This is a genomic window from Pseudomonas sp. GOM6 (assembly GCF_029537485.1).
Taxonomy (GTDB): domain Bacteria; phylum Pseudomonadota; class Gammaproteobacteria; order Pseudomonadales; family Pseudomonadaceae; genus Aquipseudomonas.
In genome coordinates this window covers 1-16668 of sequence record NZ_JARPUS010000024.1, presented here as the reverse complement: position 1 = coordinate 16668, position 16668 = coordinate 1, and the positions used below count along the sequence as shown (strand labels likewise).

Below are 16668 nucleotides of genomic sequence, written 5' to 3'. Positions count from 1 at the left end.
GAGATGTCAGAAAATGAGAAACCACTGAAGTGGCTGCGCAAGCAGGATGGTGAGTGGGAATGGGCAGCCGATTACCTCAGGCACCGGCTCGATGCCGAGTACATGAGGAGGCTCAAGGGCGATGCGTTTACCCGGTTTTCGACCTACGAGAACGTCGTTGCTGCTATCAGGCAGATCCAAGAGGACAGGCTGGACCTGGTCATAAGACTGCAGGGAGCTATACGGCAGCGTCGCTACCGCTCTGACAGCAATGGCCGAAAACCTCGAACATTCACCCTCAGCAAACAAACCCTTTCCAAGCTGGACTCAATCGCAAAGCGAAATAACACTGACGAGACAGCTGTAATCACAGCGCTCATAGAAAGAGAAGGACTGGCCGCCGAGGCCGAGAGGGATTACAAAAAGCAGCTCAAGGAATCAGTCGCGCGCGAGCAAAAGAACGCAGCCCAGACAGTTGCGACCATGACCGCTCAACGGGACGAGGCGTTGAAATACGCCGAGCGGTATCTGAGGCTTTTAGTTCAATGGGAGCTAATGTGGCCTGACGAAACGCCACCCACCGCAAGCGATGAGGATGTGTCGAAGCTTGTGGAGTCCAAAATGAAAGACCTAAAGGACAAGCTAGCCTACATTGCCTTCAGAGACGCAGTGACAACTGACCGAGGGCATGACGAGCGCTAATCATCTCACCTCGCACTGAAGCAGGCACGAAGCACAAAACCGGGTACAAAACCGGGTACATAATTTTCAGATATTGAAACTCCCTCAGGACTGGTGGCCGCCTCAGGCCTGACTTAGTGGATAACGTCTGACCCTTGCAAAAGCCCCGCTATCGCGGGGCTTTTCATTTCCAGCCTCCGGCCTAGGCCGCTCTGCTAAGCGCTTGATAAAGAATCAATTTATCTGCAAAACAGGGTTGACAGCCCGCACCGACAAGAGAATAATGCGCGCCACTCGGCTACATAGCTCAGTCGGTTAGAGCGCAGCATTCATAATGCTGATGTCCCAGGTTCAAGTCCCGGTGTAGCCACCATACAAAACAAAGGGTTAGCGAAAGCTAGCCCTTTGTCGTTTCTAAGGGGTATTTCCCCCTACTTCTCCGCCACTCTCCCCGCCAGCAACAAGCCACTGACAATCAGCGCACCACCCACCCAGTGGTAGGGCTGCAGGCTCTCGCCCAGCAGCACCCAACCGAGAATGGCGGTGAACACCGGCATCAGGTAGTTGCTCATGGAAGTACGAGCAGGGCCCAGTTCGCGCAGGCCGATGTTCCACAGCTGGTAGGCCAGCACCGAGGCGAACAGCGCGGTGTAGCCGATGGCGGCGAGGTTGGGCAGGCTGGGCTCGAAGCGCGCCCCCTGCCACAGCTCCCAGGCATACAGCGGCGCCAGCATCAGCAGGCCGAGCAACACCAGGGCACCGAGCAAGGTGAAGGGCGGTAGCGGGAAGTGTGCACGCCAGCGCCGCAGCAGCAGCGAGTACAGAGCCCAGTCCAGGGTGGCCAGCACCATCAGCAGGTCACCCGGTGCAAAGGACAGGCTGGCCAGTACCTGCCAGTTGCCCTGACAGATCAGCCAGAGCAGTCCCACTAGCGCCAGCAGCAGGCCGAGCCAGGCCTTACGCGCAGGCCACTCGCCGAGCAGCAGCCCGGCACCGATAAAAGTCGCCAGCGGCAGGCAGGTACTGACCAGGCTGAGGTTGATCGCCGCCGTGCTCTGCGCGGCGGTGTACAGCAGGCAGTTGTAGGTGGCGATGGCCAGCGCGGCCAACATCCACAGGCGCCAGCCGGCCTGGCGCAGGATATGGCGATGCTGCCACAGCGAGGGACCGACCAGCGGCAGGAGGATGGCCAGGGCCGTGGCCCAGCGCCAGAAGGCCAGCGACAGGGGCGGAATCTCACCGCTGAAGGCGCGCGCCACCAGCGAGTTGCCGGCCCAGCACAGACTGGCCATGACCAGACCGGCCCAGGCCAGGATGACACTACGGCTCATGCCGGAGGGCGTGGGTTGCTCGGGCTGCTGTCGGTCGCTCATGGTCATCTCCGGGTTCGCCGCGACCATACGGAGGCGACCCGAGATTTACAAGCGGGCGCTGCGCCGCCACCAGCGCGGCAGCACTACATCGCACTCAGCTGCTTCCGCCCGCCACTGGGCATGCCAGGCACTTCCCGACGCAGCCAGGGCCACCCAGTCCGGGTTCGATTGATCGAGCCCACTCAACAGCTGCGGCTCCAGGGCATCGCGACTGGCACGCAGGGCCTGGCGAAACTCGGCATCGACCAGGGCGCGGCGGTGCGCCGCCTCGAAGCGCCACCACAGTGATTGCTCGACAGACTGCCCTGCCACGCTGAGCAACCCCGCGCCCGACGCTGGCGTCAGGTCGAGCGGCTGAAACAGGCTCAGGCATGGCGCCGAGGTAGCGGTGACGGCGATTTGCGTGGCAGCCCCCTGCAGCCGGGCGATCAGGCTGGCGGTGGTCTGCGATGGCCGCCAGAAGGCGCCGGCATGCAGGCACACCTGGCGGTTGTCGTGACCGTGCAGGTCGTCGCCGCGCGCGCCGTGGCTGCGCAGTGCGGCCGTCAGCTCGCGCCAGCCAGGCTGCGCCGGGCAGGCGGCGAGGAAATCCTGGTTCAGCGCCCGACGCCGATGCGCACCGCCGATCCAGGGCAGCAGACGGGTATCGAAGGCGCGGGCGAAGTGGAAGTCGCCGCGCCCGTCCCAGCAGCCCAGCTTGCGCGCCTGGCCGGGAAGATCGGCGCTGCACAGGTCGAACTCATGCCCCAGGGTGAGGGCATTGGAGATGGCCCAGCGCTCCACGCGCTTGGCTGCCCACAGTTGGCCGGCAGTTTCCAGCACCCAGGCCTCGCCGGCGTCGGCAATCAGGAAACTGTTGTCGTAGCGAAAGCCCTTGTCGCGGTAGCCAGCCGGGCCGCCCTGACCATGCCGTTCGAGGTGCTCGACGATCACCTGCAGCGCCTCGCGTGCCGTGGCGCCGCGCTCCAAGCCCAGGCGCAGCAGGTCCATGCCGAGCAGCGCCTGGCCGCGCTTGCGGGTCAGGCGGGTGAACACCGCCTCGTTGCCGATGGCTACGCCGTGCTGATTGACGCCCATCTCGCCGCCCCAGATCCAGCTGGGTTGACTGAGGACCAGCCCGTAACGATCCGCCGTCTGCGGGATACGCAGGTAGGTAGCCTGCAGCTCGGCACTGCGGTCGCCGCGCACTTCATCCAGACGCAGCAGGCGTTGCGGCTCGGCGGCCTCGCGGTCGCTGTTCTTGGCAAACCAGGTCTGGCCACTCTGCCGCAGCACCAGGGTGTCACACATGGCCACGCCCCTCGGCGCTCAGCACTTCGGCCGCAGCCCGTTCGCCGGCCTGCACGGCGCCGTCGAAGTAGCCCAGCCAGCGGGTGGCGGTTTCGGTGCCGGCGAAGTGCACGCGCCCGACCGGCTCGCGCAGGCGCGCCGCGCCGCTGGTCCACAGCCCCGGCGGGAACAGCGCGGCGTAACAGCCTCGAGCAAAGGGCTCATCGGCCCAGCACTTGTCCACATAGTCCAGCGGCTGGCGGGCCTGCTCGCCGAAGTAACGGGCAAAGCAGTCGAGCACCACGGTGCGCCGCTCGGCCTCGCTGCGCGCCGCCCACTCGCGCGCGTCCTCGCCCTCGATAAAGCCCATCAGTACACCACGTGGCGAATCCGGCAGGCTGTTGTCGAAGGTCAGGCGCACCGGCCCGACATCACTGGTGATCTGCCCGGACAGGCCCTGATCGCGCCAGAACGGCCGCTCGTACAGCGCCATGCACTTGACCACCGCGCCCTGCGGTTGGCGCTGCAATAACTGGTCACGCCAACCCGACAATGGCGGCTGCTGGTCGATGCGCAGGAGCATGGTCGGCGGCACGGCGAAGATCACCCGCGCCGCGCGATGACTACCCTGCTCGGTGATCAGCTCGACGCCCGCCGCGTCATGGCGCAGGGCACGCACCGGCTCGTTCAGGCAGATGGCAGCGCCGAGGCGCTCGGCCAGGGCCAGACAGATGCGCTGCGAGCCGCCGACGATGCGGTCTTGCTGGGCGCCACCCTCGACCGCGAGGATGGTGTCGAAGTCGGTGCCGCTCTTCACGTAGAACAGCACGTGGAGGAACGACAGCTCGTGGGAAGCGGCGGCGAATACCGCGCCGCTGAGCAGCTCGAATACCTGGCGGCCATGGGCGGTCTTCAGGGTGCGGCGAATCCACTCCGCGAAAGTCATGCGATCCCATTGCGCGGCCTTGGGGTGACGCGCCGGATCGTCCAGGGGGATCTGCCTGCACAGCCGCTCGAAACGCAGCTGCGCCTGCAGCACGTCGAGCAGCACGTGAGGAGCGAAGCGCGGGATGGTACCGCGATAGCGCTTGAGCGCCCCGCCGAACAGGGTGAGGTTGTCGCCCTGGTTCCACAGCGGGAAGGTTTGCAGGCCCAGCTCGGCGATCAGGGAGAGAACGCGATCCTGGGTCGGGCCGACCCACTGGCCGCCCACCTCTACCTGCTCGCCGGTGGCGAAGGCGTGGTTGAGCGTGCGCCCGCCGACCCGATCATTGGCCTCCAGCACCCGTACCGAAAGCCCCGCCTGTTGCAGGCGCCAGGCCGCGGTCAGCCCGGAAATGCCTGCCCCCACTACCAATACATCGACCGGCTGCATGGCCCCATCCTTTCTTGTGGTTATGCAGCGATGCTAGCGGGGCGCGGACAGGGCGACAAAAGCCGTAACCGCCAAAGGGGGCGACTTATTCAGTCGATCAGGGTGCAGGCCATGACTAGGGCATCTTCGCGCCCGCCGGGTGCCGGGTAGTAATCGCGGCGGCGGCCGATCTCGTTGAAGCCGTAGCGTTCGTACAGACGGTAGGCGCCCTGGTTGCTGGCGCGCACTTCGAGGAAGCACTCGCCGGCCTTGAGCTCCATTGCCCGGCGCATCAGGTGTTCGAGCAGCTTGAGCCCCAGGCCCTGGCCCTGGCTCTGCGGGCGCACGGTGATATTGAGCAGGTGCGCCTCGTCGAGAATGATCTGGATCACGCCGTGGCCGATCTGCTCCTCGCCCTCGAACATCAGCCAGCAGTCGTAGGACTTGAGGCCGTCGGCGAACAGGTTGCGGCTCCAGGGGTGACTGAAGGCGGCAGTTTCGATCTGCACCACGCGGTCGAGATCCGCCTCGGTCATCGGGCGGAAACTGATGGCACCGCTCATACGGGAGCTTTCCAGCGCGGCATGATGCGGCGCATGGCGCGCCACACGTCTAGCTTGCGCTCGGGTTCATCCATCAGCAGCTCCAGGCTCGGCAACGCCCAGGCGGTGCCCAGGCCTTCGACCTGAATCTCGCGGTAATAGGCCTCGTCAGCCGCCTCGCCAGCAAAGCGTACGGCCGGCAGGCCGATCAACCACAGGCAGCGACAGGGTTCGGCTTCCAGCTGCCCGGCCAGCACGCCCTGCACGTAGTCGCGCGCGGCGTCCGGCCCCTGATCCAGGTTACCGCGCGACAGCAATGGCCAACGGATCGGCGAGCCATCACCAACCTGCTGCGGAGCATCCGGTAGGCCGGCGGCGCGCAACATATCCTTGAGCAGCAGATAGGAAGGGTCGCGGCTCTGGAACGGCTCGCCGGTGGCCAGCTCCACCAGCAGCGCGCAGTCACCGGCACGCAGCAGCTGCAGGGCGAAGCGCGGCGGCGGCACGACCGGTTTGGCTTCAACCACCTCGGGCTGCTCCGGCTCGTCCTTGGGCTCGGGTTTGGCGAACACCTTGGCAGCCGCTGAAGGGCGCTGTACTTCGACAGCTGGGCGCGGCGACGCAACAGGTGCTGCAGCAGGCGTCTCGCTGATCGGCACAGCAGCTTCGGCCTCGGGCTCTGGTTCGGGCAACGGCTGCAGCAGCTCCGCGCGCGAGGGCGCAGCGAAGGGCAGCTCCACGCGCGGCAACCAGCTGGCCACCTGCATGGCGCTCAGATAGGCGCGGCGACGCAATTCGGCAATCACGGACGAACCTGCGGGAAATGAATGTTGGAGATGCGGTTCAAGGACACGGGCCTTTCACGGGAGCGCATGGCCGGGCATTGTCGCGTGAAACGCGGCGTGCGGAAAGCCGCCCTGCGGAAAGCCGCCCCTCGGAAAGTCGCCCTGCGCCAAGCCCGAGTCATGCTGCTGGCTGATACCCCGCAGCGAATCCCCTCTCCCCCGCCCCTCTCCCGTAAACGGGCGAGGGGTGACGAACTTTGTAGCCCGGATGAAATCCGGGGGCTGAGCTGCTTACTCCCCGGATCGCATCCGGGCTAAGTGCCCACCTGCCCCCAAATGCACAAGGCCCGCCGATTGGCGGGCCTTGCTCAGCGGATCAGAGCGCCTGATCCCAGGGGCGGTCGCCGTGCTCGTCCTTGATGCGGGTGGGCAGGCCCATCACATCGAGGAGTTTGAGGAACGGCTCGGCCGGCAGTTCCTCGACGTTGACCATGCGCTGCGCATCCCACTCGCCACGCGCCACCAGCAGGGCGGCGGCGACCGGAGGCACGCCGGCAGTGTAGGAGATGCCCTGGCTGTCGGTCTCGGTGAAGGCTTCTTCGTGGTCGGCCACGTTGTAGATGAACAGCTCGCGCGGCTGGCCATCCTTGCTGCCCTTGACTAGGTCGCCGATGCAGGTCTTGCCGCTGTAGCCCGGCGCCAGCGAGGCGGGGTCCGGCAGCACGGCCTTGACCACTTTCAGCGGCACGACCTGTTGGCCTTCGGCGGTGGTGACCGGCTGCTCGGAGAGCAGACCGAGGTTCTTCAGCACGGTGAACACGTTGATGTAGTGGTCGCCGAAGCTCATCCAGAAACGCACGTTAGGCACGTTCAGGTGCTTGGACAGCGAGTGCACTTCATCGTGGCCGGTCAGGTACAGGTTCTGCTCACCCACCACAGGCAGGTCGTCGGTACGCTTGACCTCGAACATGCTGTTGGCGGTCCACTGGCTGTTCTGCCAGCTCCAGACCGTGCCGGTGAATTCGCGGAAATTGATTTCCGGGTCGAAATTGGTGGCGAAGTACTTGCCGTGCGAGCCGGCGTTGACGTCGAGGATGTCGATCGACTCGATCTTGTCGAAGTACTGTTGTTGCGCCAGCGCGGCATAGGCGTTGACCACACCCGGATCGAAGCCGACGCCGAGAATCGCGGTGATGCCCTTGTCCTGGCACTCGGCCAGGTGCTTCCACTCGTAGTTGCCGTACCACGGCGGGGTTTCGCAGATCTTGCTCGGATCTTCGTGAATCGCGGTATCCAGATACGCCACGCCGGTGTCGATACAGGCGCGCAGCACGGACATGTTGAGGAAGGCGGAGCCAACGTTGATGACGATCTGCGATTCGGTCTCGCGGATCAGTGCCTTGGTCGCTTCCACGTCCAGAGCATTCAGCGCGTAGGCCCGGATATCCGCGGGCTGCTTCAGGCTACCTTTGGCCTGCACGCTGTCGATGATGGCCTGGCATTTGGAGATGTTGCGCGACGCAATTGCAATGCGACCTAACTCGTCATTGTGTTGCGCGCACTTATGGGCCACCACCTTGGCAACACCTCCTGCACCAATGATAAGAACGTTCTTCTTCAATTCGTTATCTCTCCTTTACCCGTGTACCAGCCTCAGGAGAGGCTGGAGAGGTAATCGTCAAAGGTAAATTCGCGAACCACTTCGACGCTGCCGTCGAGTTGCTTCACGACGATGGACGGCATTTTCAGGCCGTTGAACCAGTTTTTCTTGACCATGGTGTAGCCTGCCGCGTCGATGAACGACAGCCGATCGCCGATGGCCAGCGGACGATCGAATTGGTACTCACCGAAGATATCGCCGGCCAGACAGGACTTACCGCACACCATGTAGGTGTGCTCGCCCTCGTTGGGCGCCATCTTGGCGTTGAGGCGGTAGATCAGCAGGTCGAGCATGTGCGCCTCGATCGAGCTGTCGACCACCGCGAGGTTCTTGCCGTTGTACAGGGTGTCGAGCACGGTGACTTCCAGCGACGCACTCATGGTGATCGCCGCTTCACCCGGCTCCAGGTAGACCTGCACACTGTACTTCTCGGAGAAGGCTTTCAGCCGCGCGCAGAAGGCATCCAGCGGATAGCCCTCGCCAGTGAAGTGGATGCCGCCGCCGAGGCTGACCCACTCGACCTGGGCGAGCAGATGACCGAAGCGCTCCTCAATGGTGGTGAGCATCTTGTCGAACAGCTCGAAGCTGCCGTTCTCGCAGTTGTTGTGGAACATGAAGCCGCTGATCTTGCCCATCACCGGGGCGATCTTCTCGGCGTCCCACTCGCCCAGGCGGCTGAACGGACGCGCCGGGTCGGCAAGCAGGTAGTCGGAACTGCTCACCTGCGGGTTCACCCGCAGGCCACGGATGGTGCCCTCGGTAGCCGCCTCGAAGCGCTCCAGCTGGCTGATCGAGTTGAAGATGATCTTGTCGCAGTTGGCGACCATCTCCTCGACCTCATCGTCGGCCCAGCCCACGCTGTAGGCATGGGTCTCGCCGGCGAACTTCTGCCGACCGAGCTTCAGCTCATATAAGGAAGAGGACGTGGTGCCGTCCATGTACTGCTGCATCAGGTCGAACACCGACCAGGTGGCGAAGCACTTGAGCGCCAGCAGCGCCTTGGCCCCGGAGTGTTCACGCACGTAGGCGATCTTCTCCAGGTTGGTCAGCAGCTTCTGCTTGTCGATGAGGTAGTACGGCGTCTTGATCATCTCGTAGCCCTGGCAAGGTCGACCGATGGAGGGTTTTCAGCCCCCCGAAAAAAAACGGACGCGAATTGTGCCGACAACCGGCGCATATCGAAAGAGCAGTGTGCATTTTTCGATCAAAGGAGTGAGCCGACAGCCTGCCGCAGCGCCATTGCAGCGACATGACGGACGCGGGTATCGCCCTCGGATCGATAGGCTACAATCGCCCCCTTTTGATCCTACGGATATCATGGCCTCGCGATGATCGATCCCAAGCGCGTACTGCGCGCCCTCGCCGAGCACTGGACGCTGCTCGAACCGCTGTGCGAACGCTTCGACACCGGTACCCTGAGCCTGGTCGAGCTGCGCAACCAGCTCGGCACGCAGCTGCCCGAAGGCAGCCCCGCCGACATCACCGCCCTGCTCGACCAGTGGATCCGCCTGGACATCCTGGTGCCGGTGGCCAAGAGCCCCAACCGCTTCGAGCTGAACGCACAGATCCACGACTTCCTCGCCTACCTACGGCGTGAGCACCGCCTCGGCCTGTGCCTGGAGATCGAGGCCTACCTGCGTCACCTGGAGCGCCTGGCCGGCTATATCCAGGACGCCTTCGAGGTTCGGGATGGCAACGACCTGGCGCGCCAGCTGCGTCTGCTCGATATGCGCGTGCGCGACGTATTGAAGAAGCTGGCCAACGACGAGCAGGCCCTGGTCGGCGTGGCCGAACGAGCCAAGACCAGCGACCGGCAGATTCCGCTGCGCCAGCGCTATGCCGAAGTGCTGGCCACCTGGGATGAATACGTCGAGCCGATGATTCAGCTGGTTTCCGCCGACGGCGCCTTCGAGCAGGGCGTACGCCGCGTCGAGCAGGTGCTGCTGCGCCTGCTCGGCGAGCAGCAGCGCCTCGGCCAGCTGGTCGACGACGACCTGCTGCTGCGCACCCACGCGCGCATCCTGGAAATGCAGACCGTCGCCCAGCTGACTCTGCGCAAAGCGCGCGAGCTGCTGCTGCCACTGCGCGAGGAAGCGCGCCGGCATAACGCAGTGACCCGTGGCGCCGCGCTGGCCCTGTCGGTGATTCGCAAGAAAGGCCTGGACGCCCTGCCGCAAGCATCCATGCCACTGTTCAGTCGCCCACAGAGCACCTTCCTCGGTACCGCCAGCCAGGTCGAGAGCTACGTCTACGCCCTGGCCCGCTTCCAGCCCAAGCCCAACCAGTTCCCGCGTGCCAGCGGCGCGCGCAAGGGCGCAGCGCCCAAGGCGCCACGCACCGCCCGCGAGATGATCGAGCGCTGCGAGCAGGCCCTGCCGCTGCCGGACCTGATGGTCTGGCTGCTGGAACAGGAGCCGGAAGGCGCCACCGACGAGCTGCTCTACTGGTTCTCGCGCCTGTCGCGTGACAGCCGCTTCCAGCGCGAGCGCCTGGAGCGTCGCGACTACCTCACCCGTGAGCATCAGGTCAGCCTGAGCTCCTATGCCCTGATCAAGCCGGCCGGGACCACCGCATGAATATCGATCTGAAAGAACTGACCCAGCTCGCCCCAATTTTCCGTGAGCTGTTCAAGGGCTACCACATCAGCCGCTCCGCCCCCGAGCTGTACACCCAGCTGAGCGCGCAGCAGGACGCCTACCGCGCGCTGTTCAAGTCGCTCGGCTACGAGCTGGTCTGCGACAGTCGCGGCTTCTACTACTTCGTCCCCGAGCAGATGGGCGCCCAGGTCAACAAGACCGCCCAGCGCCTGGCGCTGTTCACCTTCATCCTGGTCGAGCACCTGGCCGACCAGGGCCGCGACCCGCTGGCCGTGCTCGACGGCGGCAGCCTCGGCCGCGACGAGCTGCCACCGCTGCTGGAGAAGTACAAGGACCTGTTCCTGCAGGCCGAGGTCACCACCCAGGATGAGCTGGAAGAGAAGGTCATGCGCCGTCTTACCCAGCTCGGCTTCGCCAGCGAAGACAATGGCGTGTACCGCTTCCTCGCTCCCATGCACCGCTTCCTCGACGTGTGCCTGTCGGTGCAGCAGGACCGCGACCTCGCGGCCACCCTGCACAGCAACCTGCCGCTACCGACGCCGGAGCTGGTGGTCGACGAAGCCGAGGAAGACATCGTGCGCATCGAGCCGCTGCCCGCAGCTACCGAGGAATCCGAAGAAGAGGCCCTGGCACGCGCCATGGCCGAGGAACGTGACGCCCAGGAGATCGACGCATGAGCCAGGAACGCTACGGCATTCGCCGCTTCGCCCTGCTGAACACCGCCGGCTACAGCCTCGGCATCTTCCCGCTGGAAAACCCGCTGTCGGTGTACGGCGCCAACAACCTGGGCAAGTCGGCGTCGATCAACGCGCTGCAGTTCCCCATCCTCGCGCGCATGTCCGACATGAGCTTTGGCAAGTACAGCCTGGAAGCCTCGCGCAAGTTCTACTTCGCCTCGGACACCAGCTACATCCTGGTCGAGGTCGCCCTGCCCCACGGCCCGCACGTGATCGGCGTGGCCGGTCGCGGCCCCGGCGGCGGCTTCGGCCACCAGTTCTTCGCCTACCAGGGCGAGCTGGACTTGCAGCACTACCAGCAGGACGGCGTCTGTCTGCGTCAGCGCGAGCTGTTCAAGAACCTCGGCCAGGCCGGCATCACGCCCTATGAGCTGAAGCCCGAGGAACTGCGCCGCCTGCTGGTCGGTGGCCATACCAGCATCCCGCTGGACCTGACCCTGATTCCGCTACGTTCCACCAGTGAACAGAGCCTGAAGACTTTCCGCGCGCTGTTTATCAACCTGCTGCATATGCGCGAGATCACCGCCGCCAAGCTCAAGCAGCTGTTCCTTGATGCCTTCGAGCACAGCCTGCGCTCCGGCAGCGTCGACTACATCGCCGCCACCGAAGAAGCCTTCCGCGACGTGCGCCGCATGGAGCAGGACTACCAGGCGCTGGTCGCCGCCGGCCCACTGGTCGAGGCTCTGAGCGGCGGCGTGGCCCAGCGCGACGTGCTGCGCGGCAAGCTGCACCGCCTCTCGCCGCTGCTGGATAACCTGCTCGGCGCCTGGCAAGACTACTCCGGCGCGCGCAAGGAAGAGCTGGTGATCCAGGCCGAGCACTACCGCCGCGAGCAGGACGGCCTGCAGAACGAACAACGCGGCGGCACCGCCGAGCTGATGCGCCTGGAGCGCGAGATCAGCGAGATCCAGCGCTGGCTCGGCGAACTGGCGGTACTGAAGAACCGCTTCGCCCTGGTCACCGACGCCAAGGTGCTGGAAGAGCAACTGCTCGCTGCCAAGGACGCCCACGACGAACTGGCCGGCGCCCTGGCGCAGTCGCGCCAGTTCTCCAGCGAAGACCTCGACGAGCGCGTGCGCGACCTGGAGAAGCGCCTGAAGTCGGTCAAGCAGCAGCTCGACCACGCCGACAACAACAGCTACTCACGCCTGCGCGAGGAGTTCAGCCAGCAGGACGTCGACCGCCTGATGCGCCTGTTCAACGGCCAGCTGTTCAGCCTGCCGCTGGGCGAGAAAGGCATCCAGGCCGAAGGCGATGACTGGGTCAAGGCCGTCGAAGCGGTGCTCGATCGCTTCAAGGGCGACACCTTCACCGTGCCGGGCCTATCCATCGACCTCTCGCACATCGAGCCGCCGGCCCTGCAGGCCCTGGCTGACCGCGCCGCCCTGCGCGACCAGAAGGACCGCCTGGAGCGCGAGCTCAAGCAACTGAAGACCCAGCAGGCCGTGGCCGGCGACCGTGCGGCGAGCAAGGCTCAGGCCGAGCAGCTGTACCAGGCCGTACTGGATGCACAGAAGGCCCTGGAAGACTTCCGCAAGAGCCAGACCCTGGCCGCCGAAGAGCCGGCCAAACTGGAGCAGCTGGCCCAGGCCGAGGCCGCCCAGGACGAACTCAAGCGTGCCAGCGACGCCTTTACCGAGCGCGTGCAGCAGCTGTCCGCCAAGCTGCAGCTGATCGGTCGCCAGCTGGCCGATCTGGAAGCCAAGGAGCGCACCTTGGAAGATGCCCTGCGCCGTCGCCAGCTGCTGCCGGCCGACCTCCCCTTCGGCACACCGTTCATGGAGCCGGTCGACGACAGCCTGGAGAACCTGCTGCCACTGCTCAACGACTACCAGGACAGCTGGCAGGCACTGCAGCGCATCGACGGCCAGATCGACGCACTGTATGCGCAGGTGCGCCTCAAGGGCGTGGCCAAGTTCGACAGCGAGGACGATCCGGAGCGTCGCCTGCAGCTGCTGGTCAACGCCTATGCACACCGTCAGGACGAGGCCCTCACTCTGGCCAAGGCGCGTCGCGCGGCGGTCACCGACATCGCCCGCACCCTGCGCAATATCCGCAGCGACTACGACAACCTGGAACACCAGCTGGCGCTGTTCAATCGCGAAATCAACAAACGTCAGGTCTCCAACCTGGAGAGCTTCCGCATCGTCCTGGCACCCAACCGCGACGCGCTCAAGCACATCGACCAGATCATCCACAGCGCAGGCCAGTATGAAGAAGGCGAGACCCTCTCGGTGTTCGACCTCTCGCAGAGCGCCGAGCAGGACGCGAAGAACGAGGAGGCCAAGGACTACCTGTCGCGCCTGGTGGCCGCCAACGGTAACCAGCTGGGCCTCAAGGACCTGTTCGAGCTGGCCTTCGAGATCACCAAGGTCGGCGGTCAGCCGGTGATGCACACCGACATCGACGGCGCCGCTTCCAACGGCACCACCATGACCATCAAGGCGCTGACCAACATGTACCTGTTGCTGCACCTGATGGACCGCGAGCAGGCCGGCAAGGTACGCCTGCCCTACTACCTCGACGAGGCGGCAGACATCGACGAGCGCAACCAGCAGGCGCTGATCGAGACCAGCCTGCAACTCGGTTTCGTGCCGATCCTGGCGTCGGTGAAACCGCAGGTCTCGGCCCATGTGGCCATCGACCTGGAAGGCGGCAGCGGGCCGAACGGCATCTATATCGACGAGGCGGACTGGAAGTTCATCAGGCGTCGCGAAACCACCAAGGCGACAGAGGAACAGGCCGAGCTGGCCTGATTCCTTCGCGCAAACGAAAAGGGCCGCTGATGCGGCCCTTTTTCTTGGGGATGGGATCAATCGTCCTGGTGATCCTGCAGGACCTGGCCATTAATGGCGTCCAGCTCTAGGTCCCACTTCACGCCTTGGGCGTCGCGCACCTCTACTTGGTATATGTAGCGGCCGTACTCTTCTTCCAACTCGGTCTCGGTGACCTGACCGCCGGGGTGCTTGGCCAGCGCCGCAGCGTTGAGCTTGTCGAAGCTCTGGATGGTGCCGGCATCGCGCAGCTTGAGCGCTTCGTCGGGGCCGAGGTCACGGGCCTGGGCGATACCAGCAGTGGCGGCAAGGGTGGTGATGGCGAAAAGGGCAGTCAGCTTGTTCATCTCTATGCTCCGTCGGGAGTGAATGGTTTCGACGGAGATCAAGATAGCCAAGCCGACTTAAACCAAACTGAATGGACCTAGTTCTCCAGACGAATTTTCGGCGCCCACTTCAACCACTCTTCGTTGACCTCATCATTGAGCGCAAAGGTCTGACCGGGGAGCGCTGGTCCGCCCATCACCGGGTTATCCGGTGTGGCGAAGGCAATACCCCCCTCCAGCAGAGCCTCCAGAGATTCGGTCCGCACTTTGACCCCTTTGAACAAGCCAGCATCCACGCCAATACCACTGGCATTCCAGAAGCGCGTTCCGCTGCGCACCAGGGGCGCATAGCGTGGCTCGATCAGTATATGAATCAAGACGCGATCAGACGTCGGCCCCAACTCTAAGTCGGTCACCTTGCCTACGGGAATTTCGCGATAGCTAACCACCACACCGGGCTTGAGCGAGCCACGGCGGGCAGCACTGAGCACGAGTCGCAAGCCATTTTCGCGAACAGACATAGCAGGCGCCTGCTGGCGAGCCTCGAAATAGGTCTGCGTCTTGCCGGCTTTGGTTGCGGGCAGTACTTCCAGATATTGCCCACTGACCAAGGTGTCCAGATTAGCGGTACGCACCAGACCGAGTTCAGGTTTGACCACCCAGAACTCGCTGCCAGCGCTGGCAATACGCCCTGCTGCTTTGGTAATACGCGCATTGAGCAGTACCGCCTTGAGATCGTCAGTGAGCTCTACGCTTTCAACCTTGCCGACCTCGATGCCCTTGAAGCGAATGGCCGTGCCGGGATTGATGCCATCGCCTGTCGGGACCTTAATCTGGATGGCCACACCTTCCTGCATAGCCGTGTCGCGGTCTGCATGCAGGGTGAAGCGCTGGACCTTACGATTGACAGGCGCACTCATGTTCGGCGTCTCGAAGGTCACACCACCAGCCATCAGCGTCTGCAGCGACTCGCTTTTAACCTCGATACCGCTAGAGATTCCACCTTTCAGCGTGATGCCACTGGAGTTCCAGAAGCGCGTTGAGCTATTCACCAAGCCGGCATAGGTAGGCTCGATATGAGCCCCCAGAACAACTTTCTTGCGATCACGCGAGAACTGAAAGCTTTGGATACTGCCAACCTTCACCTGCCGGTAGAGAATCGGACTGCCGATCTCCAGTGAGCCCAGCGTATCGGCGAACAACACCATATGCAGACCAGGCGCCCCCACGTCCAGCGGCGGAGCCTTCGCGCGCGCCACGAAGTCGCGAACCGGAGGACTCCCCCTAGGCCCTGGCTTGATGGCAATGTAGTTTCCTTTAACCAGCGCTTCCAACCCGGTGATACCTGCCAGGGATATGGATGGCTTGACCATCCAGAACTCAGCACCCTCGGTCAGGTAATCCTCCGCACGCGGATCCAGCATCAATTCAACCTGAGCAGACTCGAGGTTCTCAGCAACGTTCAGCGTCTTGCGCAAAGTACCAATCGCAAAACCCTTGTACATGACCGGCGTACGGCCCGGGTCCAGCCCCTCGAAATCCTGTAGGGTCAGCGTCACCCTGATCCCTGCCTGAGCGGCCTCAAAGTCTTCATATAAACGAAAGGGAATTGCCGGGTCGGTGGGCGGGCTGTCCTTCCGATGCTCGGGTGTGGCAAAGGCGATCCCGCCAGCCACAATGCTCGAGAGCGACTCGGTACGCACTTTGACCCCCGATAGCCCGGCATCGATGGACACCCCACTGGCATTCCAGAACCTCGTATGCTTCCGCACCAGGCTCGCGAACTCGGGCTGAATGAACACCTTGACCTCGACTGTGGTTTGATCTTCAGCCAACTCAAAGCTTTTAACCCGACCGACTTGAATCTGCTTGTAGAACACCGGGCTATCGCGATTTAGCGAGCCCAGACGCTCAGCCTTGAGAGTCAGGTGCAGTCCAGGAACACTGTCAGCGAGCGGAGGCTGCTCAGCCAAGGCAACAAACTGGCGAGTAGGCTCACCATCACCTGGACTGGCGGTGATGTAGTTGCCGGACACCAGCGTTTCCAGTCCAGTTATCCCCGCCAGGGAAACATTCGGTTTTACCAACCAGAAACGCGTGTTGGTGCGCAGCTGAGACTCTACTCTTTTGTCCATCTCAAGCGTCACACGAACACCGCGCTCATCGCCATGATCGTCCAGCTCCATGCCGATGACTTTGCCGATGGTCATACCCTTGTAGATAACCTCGGTCTTGTTGACCTGGATGCCCTCACCGGACGGAAAGAACACCTCAATCTCGATCCCGGCCTGCTGATAAGCCTGCCACGCTAGCCATCCTCCGATCAGCAAAGCTATCAGGGGCAATATCCAGATCGCAGACCAATTGGTGGTATGACGGGTCTTGGCTGTACTGATTTGACTCATGGTCGGGAAAGACTCCGTTCCTTTTGATCAGACATAGAGGGGGCGCATCAAGCTAACAATAGAAACCTTGGCAATAGCAAAGCCTATCGTAAAGAACCGAGCAGACTATGAAAGTTTCTCAGCCCAAAGACAAACCCCCGACCAGCGTGAGCGGGTCGGGGGTTTGGGATAGGAGCTTGACGATGA

At 63.5% G+C, this 16668-nt stretch carries 13 protein-coding genes and 1 tRNA gene; 5 read left to right on the top strand and 9 right to left on the bottom strand.

All coding sequences use genetic code 11. The features are described 5' to 3' along the window. Positions 1-3 precede the first annotated feature (3 nt). Both P7A97_RS19705 and P7A97_RS19700 read left to right on the top strand, forming a co-directional pair. Complete coding sequence (locus tag P7A97_RS19705; protein WP_192576898.1) at positions 4-681, top strand: hypothetical protein; 678 nt, start codon at positions 4-6, stop codon at positions 679-681. A 275-nt stretch (positions 682-956) separates the two neighbouring features. Then, positions 957-1033 (top strand) — tRNA-Met (locus P7A97_RS19700). A 58-nt stretch (positions 1034-1091) separates the two neighbouring features. Here P7A97_RS19700 and P7A97_RS19695 read toward each other — a convergent pair. The 7 genes from P7A97_RS19695 to P7A97_RS19665 all read right to left on the bottom strand — a co-directional run bounded on the left by P7A97_RS19695 (position 1092) and on the right by P7A97_RS19665 (position 8734). Then, positions 1092-2033 carry a DMT family transporter gene (locus P7A97_RS19695; protein ID WP_277692150.1) on the bottom strand — a complete coding sequence of 314 codons (942 nt, stop codon included), beginning with the start codon at positions 2031-2033 and terminating at the stop codon, positions 1092-1094. Positions 2034-2078: 45 nt separating this feature from the next. After that, entirely contained in the window at positions 2079-3323 is a 1245-nt protein-coding gene (locus P7A97_RS19690; RefSeq protein ID WP_277692148.1) for a C69 family dipeptidase, read from the bottom strand. Next, a complete protein-coding gene (locus P7A97_RS19685; protein ID WP_277692146.1) occupies positions 3316-4677 on the bottom strand; it encodes a flavin monoamine oxidase family protein in 1362 nt (453 codons plus the stop codon). The genes P7A97_RS19690 and P7A97_RS19685 overlap by 8 nt, the downstream gene beginning before the upstream one ends. An 89-nt stretch (positions 4678-4766) precedes the next feature. Continuing rightward, a complete protein-coding gene (rimI, locus tag P7A97_RS19680; protein WP_277692144.1) occupies positions 4767-5219 on the bottom strand; it encodes a ribosomal protein S18-alanine N-acetyltransferase in 453 nt (150 codons plus the stop codon). Further along, positions 5216-6004 (bottom strand): energy transducer TonB, encoded by a 789-nt coding sequence (locus P7A97_RS19675; protein WP_277692143.1) that lies wholly within the window; start codon positions 6002-6004, stop codon positions 5216-5218. Before P7A97_RS19675 ends, rimI begins: the two co-directional genes overlap by 4 nt. Before the next feature lie 355 nt (positions 6005-6359). Then, a complete protein-coding gene (locus P7A97_RS19670; protein WP_277692142.1) occupies positions 6360-7604 on the bottom strand; it encodes a saccharopine dehydrogenase family protein in 1245 nt (414 codons plus the stop codon). Positions 7605-7636: 32 nt separating this feature from the next. After that, a complete protein-coding gene (locus P7A97_RS19665; protein ID WP_277692141.1) occupies positions 7637-8734 on the bottom strand; it encodes a carboxynorspermidine decarboxylase in 1098 nt (365 codons plus the stop codon). A 237-nt stretch (positions 8735-8971) separates the two neighbouring features. On the opposite strand from P7A97_RS19665, the gene mksB reads away from it, so the two are divergent. From mksB to mksF, 3 genes are read left to right on the top strand one after another with little or no spacing between them, the layout of a single operon-like run. Beyond that, positions 8972-10219: an Mks condensin complex protein MksB gene (gene mksB, locus P7A97_RS19660; protein ID WP_277692140.1), complete on the top strand. Its 1248-nt coding sequence runs from the start codon at positions 8972-8974 to the stop codon at positions 10217-10219. Next, entirely contained in the window at positions 10216-10917 is a 702-nt protein-coding gene (mksE, locus tag P7A97_RS19655) for an Mks condensin complex protein MksE (RefSeq protein ID WP_277692138.1), read from the top strand. The genes mksB and mksE overlap by 4 nt, the downstream gene beginning before the upstream one ends. Then, positions 10914-13733 (top strand): Mks condensin complex protein MksF, encoded by a 2820-nt coding sequence (gene mksF, locus P7A97_RS19650; protein ID WP_277692137.1) that lies wholly within the window; start codon positions 10914-10916, stop codon positions 13731-13733. The genes mksE and mksF overlap by 4 nt, the downstream gene beginning before the upstream one ends. Positions 13734-13789: 56 nt before the next feature. On the opposite strand, the gene P7A97_RS19645 is transcribed toward mksF, so the two are convergent. Together P7A97_RS19645 and P7A97_RS19640 are read right to left on the bottom strand one after the other, a co-directional pair. Beyond that, the gene (locus tag P7A97_RS19645; RefSeq protein ID WP_277692136.1) at positions 13790-14098 is read right to left on the bottom strand and encodes a PepSY domain-containing protein; all 309 of its coding nucleotides are present in this window, start codon (positions 14096-14098) and stop codon (positions 13790-13792) included. Positions 14099-14175: 77 nt separating this feature from the next. Beyond that, on the bottom strand, positions 14176-16482 hold the full coding sequence (locus P7A97_RS19640) for an MlaD family protein (protein ID WP_277692135.1): 2307 nt from the start codon (positions 16480-16482) through the stop codon (positions 14176-14178). Positions 16483-16668 lie beyond the last annotated feature (186 nt).

Bases quoted from the DNA above. Each gene is read 5' to 3' on its own strand.
- P7A97_RS19665 (WP_277692141.1), bottom strand. From the start codon at position 8,734: ATGATCAAGACGCCGTACTACCTCATCGACAAGCAGAAGCTGCTGACC.
- P7A97_RS19695 (WP_277692150.1), bottom strand. From the start codon at position 2,033: ATGAGCGACCGACAGCAGCCCGAGCAACCCACGCCCTCCGGCATGAGC.
- rimI (WP_277692144.1), bottom strand. From the start codon at position 5,219: ATGAGCGGTGCCATCAGTTTCCGCCCGATGACCGAGGCGGATCTCGAC.
- mksF (WP_277692137.1), top strand. From the start codon at position 10,914: ATGAGCCAGGAACGCTACGGCATTCGCCGCTTCGCCCTGCTGAACACC.
- P7A97_RS19640 (WP_277692135.1), bottom strand. From the start codon at position 16,482: ATGAGTCAAATCAGTACAGCCAAGACCCGTCATACCACCAATTGGTCT.
- P7A97_RS19690 (WP_277692148.1), bottom strand. From the start codon at position 3,323: ATGTGTGACACCCTGGTGCTGCGGCAGAGTGGCCAGACCTGGTTTGCC.
- P7A97_RS19685 (WP_277692146.1), bottom strand. From the start codon at position 4,677: ATGCAGCCGGTCGATGTATTGGTAGTGGGGGCAGGCATTTCCGGGCTG.
- P7A97_RS19645 (WP_277692136.1), bottom strand. From the start codon at position 14,098: ATGAACAAGCTGACTGCCCTTTTCGCCATCACCACCCTTGCCGCCACT.
- mksE (WP_277692138.1), top strand. From the start codon at position 10,216: ATGAATATCGATCTGAAAGAACTGACCCAGCTCGCCCCAATTTTCCGT.
- mksB (WP_277692140.1), top strand. From the start codon at position 8,972: ATGATCGATCCCAAGCGCGTACTGCGCGCCCTCGCCGAGCACTGGACG.
- P7A97_RS19705 (WP_192576898.1), top strand. From the start codon at position 4: ATGTCAGAAAATGAGAAACCACTGAAGTGGCTGCGCAAGCAGGATGGT.